Origin of the sequence: Bradyrhizobium sp. 87, from assembly GCF_023073015.1 — a bacterium.
GTDB lineage: Bacteria > Pseudomonadota > Alphaproteobacteria > Rhizobiales > Xanthobacteraceae > Bradyrhizobium > Bradyrhizobium canariense_D.
This window is the reverse complement of the sequence record NZ_JADPIQ010000112.1, coordinates 1-4,813: the sequence shown is the minus strand read 5'-3', so window position 1 is coordinate 4,813 and position 4,813 is coordinate 1. Positions and strand designations below refer to the sequence as shown.

The 4,813-nt window shown below is 57.3% G+C and carries 8 protein-coding genes; all 8 read right to left on the bottom strand.

What is annotated here, in order from left to right:
• Positions 1-233, bottom strand: a 233-nt coding sequence (locus tag IVB50_RS29580) for a hypothetical protein (protein ID WP_247298846.1), incomplete at its 3' end; no start/stop codon positions are given.
• Entirely contained in the window at positions 230-1,024 is a 795-nt protein-coding gene (locus IVB50_RS29575; RefSeq protein ID WP_247298844.1) for a GIY-YIG nuclease family protein, read from the bottom strand. The genes IVB50_RS29580 and IVB50_RS29575, both read right to left, overlap by 4 nt.
• Positions 1,025-1,514: 490 nt before the next feature.
• Positions 1,515-2,015 carry a hypothetical protein gene (locus tag IVB50_RS29570; protein ID WP_247298842.1) on the bottom strand — a complete coding sequence of 167 codons (501 nt, stop codon included), beginning with the start codon at positions 2,013-2,015 and terminating at the stop codon, positions 1,515-1,517.
• A 70-nt stretch (positions 2,016-2,085) separates the two neighbouring features.
• A complete protein-coding gene (locus IVB50_RS29565; protein ID WP_247298840.1) occupies positions 2,086-2,913 on the bottom strand; it encodes a trypsin-like peptidase domain-containing protein in 828 nt (275 codons plus the stop codon).
• Positions 2,914-2,951: 38 nt separating this feature from the next.
• A complete protein-coding gene (locus tag IVB50_RS29560; RefSeq protein ID WP_247298838.1) occupies positions 2,952-3,716 on the bottom strand; it encodes a hypothetical protein in 765 nt (254 codons plus the stop codon).
• Positions 3,628-4,083, bottom strand: a complete 456-nt coding sequence (locus IVB50_RS29555) for a hypothetical protein (RefSeq protein ID WP_247298836.1) — start codon at positions 4,081-4,083, stop codon at positions 3,628-3,630. Before IVB50_RS29555 ends, IVB50_RS29560 begins: the two co-directional genes overlap by 89 nt.
• Positions 4,080-4,301, bottom strand: a complete 222-nt coding sequence (locus IVB50_RS29550; RefSeq protein ID WP_247298834.1) for a hypothetical protein — start codon at positions 4,299-4,301, stop codon at positions 4,080-4,082. Before IVB50_RS29550 ends, IVB50_RS29555 begins: the two co-directional genes overlap by 4 nt.
• A complete protein-coding gene (locus IVB50_RS29545; protein ID WP_247298832.1) occupies positions 4,298-4,525 on the bottom strand; it encodes a hypothetical protein in 228 nt (75 codons plus the stop codon). The genes IVB50_RS29550 and IVB50_RS29545 overlap by 4 nt, the downstream gene beginning before the upstream one ends.
• Positions 4,526-4,813 lie beyond the last annotated feature (288 nt).

Here is a 4,813-nt window from a genome sequence, read left to right as displayed (position 1 = left end):
TTGCCGTCCTCTGAGAAATGATGCTTGCTGTCGACCTCGATGACGATCCGCTGGCGGTCCGGGAGCAGCAACAGAAAGTCCATGCGTTGTCGTGGTAGACTTCGCGACAGCTTCCCCACCTGTCGCGGAACGATTGTGAGACGTTGAACAAGTTGATCATTACCGGACTTTAAACCGTGCTGCTCCAGCGTGCGAAGGCCTTCGACAAGCGGTAAGGCCGACAGTTTGATCAAACCCGGCGGAATTCGACGATACGATCCTTGATCGAAGCATGCGCCCGAAATCCCGCGTTCAGAGCATCAGCCCAATAAGCGACCATGGCGCGCCGAACTCCGTCCAGGGCGAAGATGCGTTCGGCCTTTGCAAAATCCTCGTCGAAATTCACACATACAGCGCGTTCCGCGGCTTTGTAATCGGCCTGTAGAACATCCCCTCCACGTTGGCCGAGCCACATGATCGTTTTGGGATACTCCAAAATCAAACGATCGAGCACGAGGTAGTGCGAGAACTTTCCGCCCATTGGCGTTCGCGTGCTGAACGCGACTTCGTGCGACCCGATGTTGACCGTAAACCAACGCCCTCCGTTGGTCTGCGGGAGAACGCTTAGGGTCCATGCACCTTGAATGTCGAGGCTCCCAAACAATCCAGAAAGCTGGAACAAACGAAAGAGAAACAAGCGGACGTCCGTATTGTGAAAAAGTTGATCCGTTCTCGCGGGATCAACGCGAAGTGGATCGCTGATGGAACGCAGCCGCTCTCTCGCCTCGTGCGGGGGCACGCTGAATAGCTCTTGTGTCCCCTCGACTTCCACGTTTCTCGTACGAAAATGGCGATGGACCGCGCTCTCCACTACCGAGCAGTCCGTCACGTGGACAAAGTCGGACAATTCCCATGGACCGTAAGCAGCGTATGCCTCGCCCCCATTTATTCCGCGAAGCCGTTCGCTAATGGGCCGCTCGGTGCGGCCGATCTTTATGTAGTCGCTGTTCGGCGAAACGAGAATGTAGACGAACCCCTGCGGCATATGCGCGATCCCCCAAAGCACGCCGGCAAAGTAACTGAGGACCACCCGGACGTGAAACAGGCGGAACGTCTGGATTGCATGAGCGGGACGGCAATCCTCCCGCCTCGGCGGCAGATTGCTAACCAAAAGGTCTGACGAAACGATTAGTGGATGATTGCGGGCTGGGTGGCGGCGTTCGTTGTCCCACTAAGCCCTAGACAACGCAGACAGCATGAAATGGCCGGCGTGCATCACTGCCGCCGGCCATCGCTCGCGCCACCGTGGCTGGGGGGCTAATCGGCAGCGCTGACCGCAAGCCTGCCGAGCGCCGTTAACAACCCGTTAACCAATTCGGGCAGGCTCTGGCTATTTCGCGGGCAACAACGCGGCAGTCTGTGCTGCCGCGCCTGCCTTGACCTGCAAAGCGGCGTTTCGGACCACGCGCGCCGCTAGTGCTGAACACGTCGGGCGCCGGCTTGCGAAGGTCGTGATCGCATAGAGAGTGCGTATTTCAATTCTTCCGCACGGGTATCGCGACATCAACGACCACGCCCCCTCCATCTCTGGTGAACGCCTGACATCCAACCGTTGCACTGGGAAGAGCGACGCTAGCTTGTTCCTCCGCTTCCTTGAGCGCAGCACGGTGGCACCGATGCGCCGCCGCTTCCAATTTCTTCGTATCAGCGCCGGTTACGGCGCTTCCTGCGGTCGCCGCCAACGCAAACCAATCATTCGGAGGAAAGCCGCTCGCATCCCAGTTCAGGGAAACATAGGTGACGAACTTCGGGTCGCAGATAAGGACCATGTCCGGCCCCTTGAAGAAGACGCTTCCGCCGGACGGCGAGAAGTGGTCGAAATGCGTGTTGGTCCGCTCGATGATCCGTGCCGTAATTTCCTTGCATTCCGGCGTCTCGGTCGATCGCTCGCCGGCGGTCGCCACTTCAGGCGAGACCAGAAAGAGCGCAGCTAGCGCTCCGTATGCGATGCGCCTCTTCTCGAAGTATCCCTTCATAATTCGCCCCTCGGCATCACACCGTGGCCCGACGCGGCTGATAGGATCAGGCGGCACGTCCTTTCGTACATCAGATCACCCGTTGGCCCGGAGCCGGTGATGTCAAAATGTCATCGATCACCGACCGGTGCCACACCAGCCCGATGCTCGGATCACCTTCATCGTCCGGTAAGCGGCTAGAGTAAACACCGAGAAACTCGGTCGTTGAAGCCGCATCGAGATTGGTAGTCAGGTTACTTAGAACGGCGGGACCGATCACCCGCGCGAACGTAGGCGAGCCGGACATGCCGCTAGACGTCCTGGCATCAATCGCAAAAGCTGGATATCTGAAACGCCATGGCAAGAGGATTTCGCTTGCGATGCTGCCGCGTTTCCAAATCGGAAAATTGATTTCTTTATCGTTCGCCTTCAGGGGGAAGCCAACGACGAAGACATTCCCGCCGGATATGTGGAACAGTTTCTCAAATCTATAGTCGTTTACGCAAATAATGCGCGAGGTGTCGCCCGAGGGGAGTGATAGCACAACAACGTCAACGCGCTTCTCTGCGAAATCCCGATGTTGCAACCACGTTGGTACGCCGTCTCCGCCATATAACGACAGTTCGATGCTGGGCCATCGAAAAAACAGAGTGTTGCCCGTTGCTGGTTCGTTTAACGACGTTGGCTCCCAATATCGTACCACTAGCGTATCAGGCGACCACCCCGTCTTGCTATGCCCAGTGAACGCATGATTTCCCGTGACAACATGCCAGTTGGTGATGAACACCGGTTGACCCGCATGACGCCAAAAAAAGCCAGAAGCTTGGTTTACGGTCCCATTTCCACGGGCTTCGACAATGCATGATGCCATGGAGAGCTTATCGAAACGGGTGGCATACTCTATCGGTCCAAGCTCCATCTCTGTACAAAGTCTTCCGAGGTCATCGAGACGTCCTATCAGGTTGAGTGCGCGCCATCAGTGTCGCTCGGGGTTCCGTTCGACACGACCTGCAGTAGCCGTGCCGGGACCGCGAAGGAACGGGAAAGCTCAAATTCCATAAATCTCCCGAGCGTGGCGCCGTACGTTAGCGGGCGTTTCGTCGTCAAGGCGCTGGAGATACTGCAAGAAGCTTGCCCAGAAGTGGATGAGAATATTTCCGCCTTCAGCCTCAATTCACTTCGCAGCGGCTCTTCCGAAACCAACGAGGCGCAGCCCTTATCGATAAACATGGCATCGACATAAGGGCCGTACGTGGAGATCGCCCGGATATCATTCATCATTCCTTTGGACGGCAGCTTCTTCTGCCCGGCAGAGACGAGCCGCCGCGACAGCCCAGCGAAAAGATATGCCGATATCCTGTGTGTGGGCATGTTCCTGTTTTCAGGCCAGTCCCAGAACGCAAATACTGACGAAGCTAGCTCGCGTTCAGCAATTCCATGGTCTCGAAATAACTGCTTCAGCTGGTTAAATTCCTCCAGCGCTGGATACGACAGTCGGTTCAGGAATTCGTGAGTATCGTGTGATTGCAGGGCCGTTTGCGCTTGTTGAGCTGCATATTTCAGTGCGCCTTTTTTGGCGTTGCCGAAATCGTTGAACTCATGACTGAAGACTTCGTTAAACGTCGGTTTTTGCCTAATCCAGCGTTGCCACAACACCTTGCAGCTGGCGTCCGTTTCGTCGCGGTGACGACGAATTCCATTGGCAAAGACCGCATAGTCCATGTCGGTTGTAATGTGCATATCGGGGATGGGAAGCGATATAGGCGGCGGTCGCCAGAACCACCTCCCGAGCGATGTCCTCCAAACTTGCCCCCGGCCCCCGGGCCGTATTCGCGAGGATCGCTTGCGCATCAAATTTTGGCTTGTTTGACGCGACATGTTCGCAGACCTTGTCGGTCTGCACGCCCGCAAGGGCCCAGATTGTGCCGTATCCGGTCGTAAAGACCACTGTCCGGTCGACCCCTTCGACTTCGGTGATCTTGAATACGTTGTCGCAAACGATGGTCCAATCCGGAGTGCTGATACCCAGACGGCTATCCGCCGCTACAATCAGGCCAGCGACGGTTGGGATGACCAAAACGAGTGTCATCGCTCGACCACTGCGCAGCCCTGTTTCAGTGCCGCCTGGAATACTGGTTTCAGCCCGGGCTCCGCGAGGATGGCTTCGCCGGGTCTAAAGTCGCTCACAACGCGCCACTCAAAGCCGCTGTTGGGTTTGGGCAGCTTCGTAGGATCGAGCACGTACGCGGCGCGGCCGGGACCTTCTCCGAAGGCGCCTCGCTCGACGAATTTCTCAAGCCGGTTCATTTCTGTGCGTCGGGACGGGCGGCGAGAAGCTTCAGGGCGATCGGTTCGACGTCTTCGCGCCAGTAGTCATCACCGTTCGGGAGGACGCTTCCCAGCATGCCGGGAGAATAGACAGCTGGCTCCGGGCGGCCGGGAGAGGCCGGCCACCGATCGTTGGGCCGGGTGTGGGTGACCTCGTTTTCGTCGACCTGAAAGTGATCCTCGGTGACCCGCGTCCGCGCCATGATGTGCCTCTGGTTGCAGGTACCGACATTACACACGCATTCATCGGCCGGGCATGCTCGCGGGATCGTTATCCCCGGCGAAACTCCGCCAGCCTCCGGAAGGTGTTGGTAGCGCTGTTGGTATGGTGTTGATTAAGTTGTAAGAATATTGCGCAAATCAAATAGATGGAGGTTTATTGAGGGGCCGCGCCTGTGCTCCGCATCGGTACTCTGCTCCTTGCGGCGACGGGCCGCTTGGAGTCCTCCCTTCACATCGGAGCGACAGGTTCCTGTGTTCCTTGTCAAAGC

What these genes read in the sequence shown, in the direction of transcription:
- IVB50_RS29550 (WP_247298834.1), bottom strand. Translation starts at nt 4,301, where the DNA reads ATGAACCGGCTTGAGAAATTCGTCGAGCGAGGCGCCTTCGGAGAAGGT.
- IVB50_RS29555 (WP_247298836.1), bottom strand. Translation starts at nt 4,083, where the DNA reads ATGACACTCGTTTTGGTCATCCCAACCGTCGCTGGCCTGATTGTAGCG.
- IVB50_RS29575 (WP_247298844.1), bottom strand. Translation starts at nt 1,024, where the DNA reads ATGCCGCAGGGGTTCGTCTACATTCTCGTTTCGCCGAACAGCGACTAC.
- IVB50_RS29560 (WP_247298838.1), bottom strand. Translation starts at nt 3,716, where the DNA reads ATGGACTATGCGGTCTTTGCCAATGGAATTCGTCGTCACCGCGACGAA.
- IVB50_RS29545 (WP_247298832.1), bottom strand. Translation starts at nt 4,525, where the DNA reads ATGGCGCGGACGCGGGTCACCGAGGATCACTTTCAGGTCGACGAAAAC.
- IVB50_RS29570 (WP_247298842.1), bottom strand. Translation starts at nt 2,015, where the DNA reads ATGAAGGGATACTTCGAGAAGAGGCGCATCGCATACGGAGCGCTAGCT.
- IVB50_RS29565 (WP_247298840.1), bottom strand. Translation starts at nt 2,913, where the DNA reads ATGGAGCTTGGACCGATAGAGTATGCCACCCGTTTCGATAAGCTCTCC.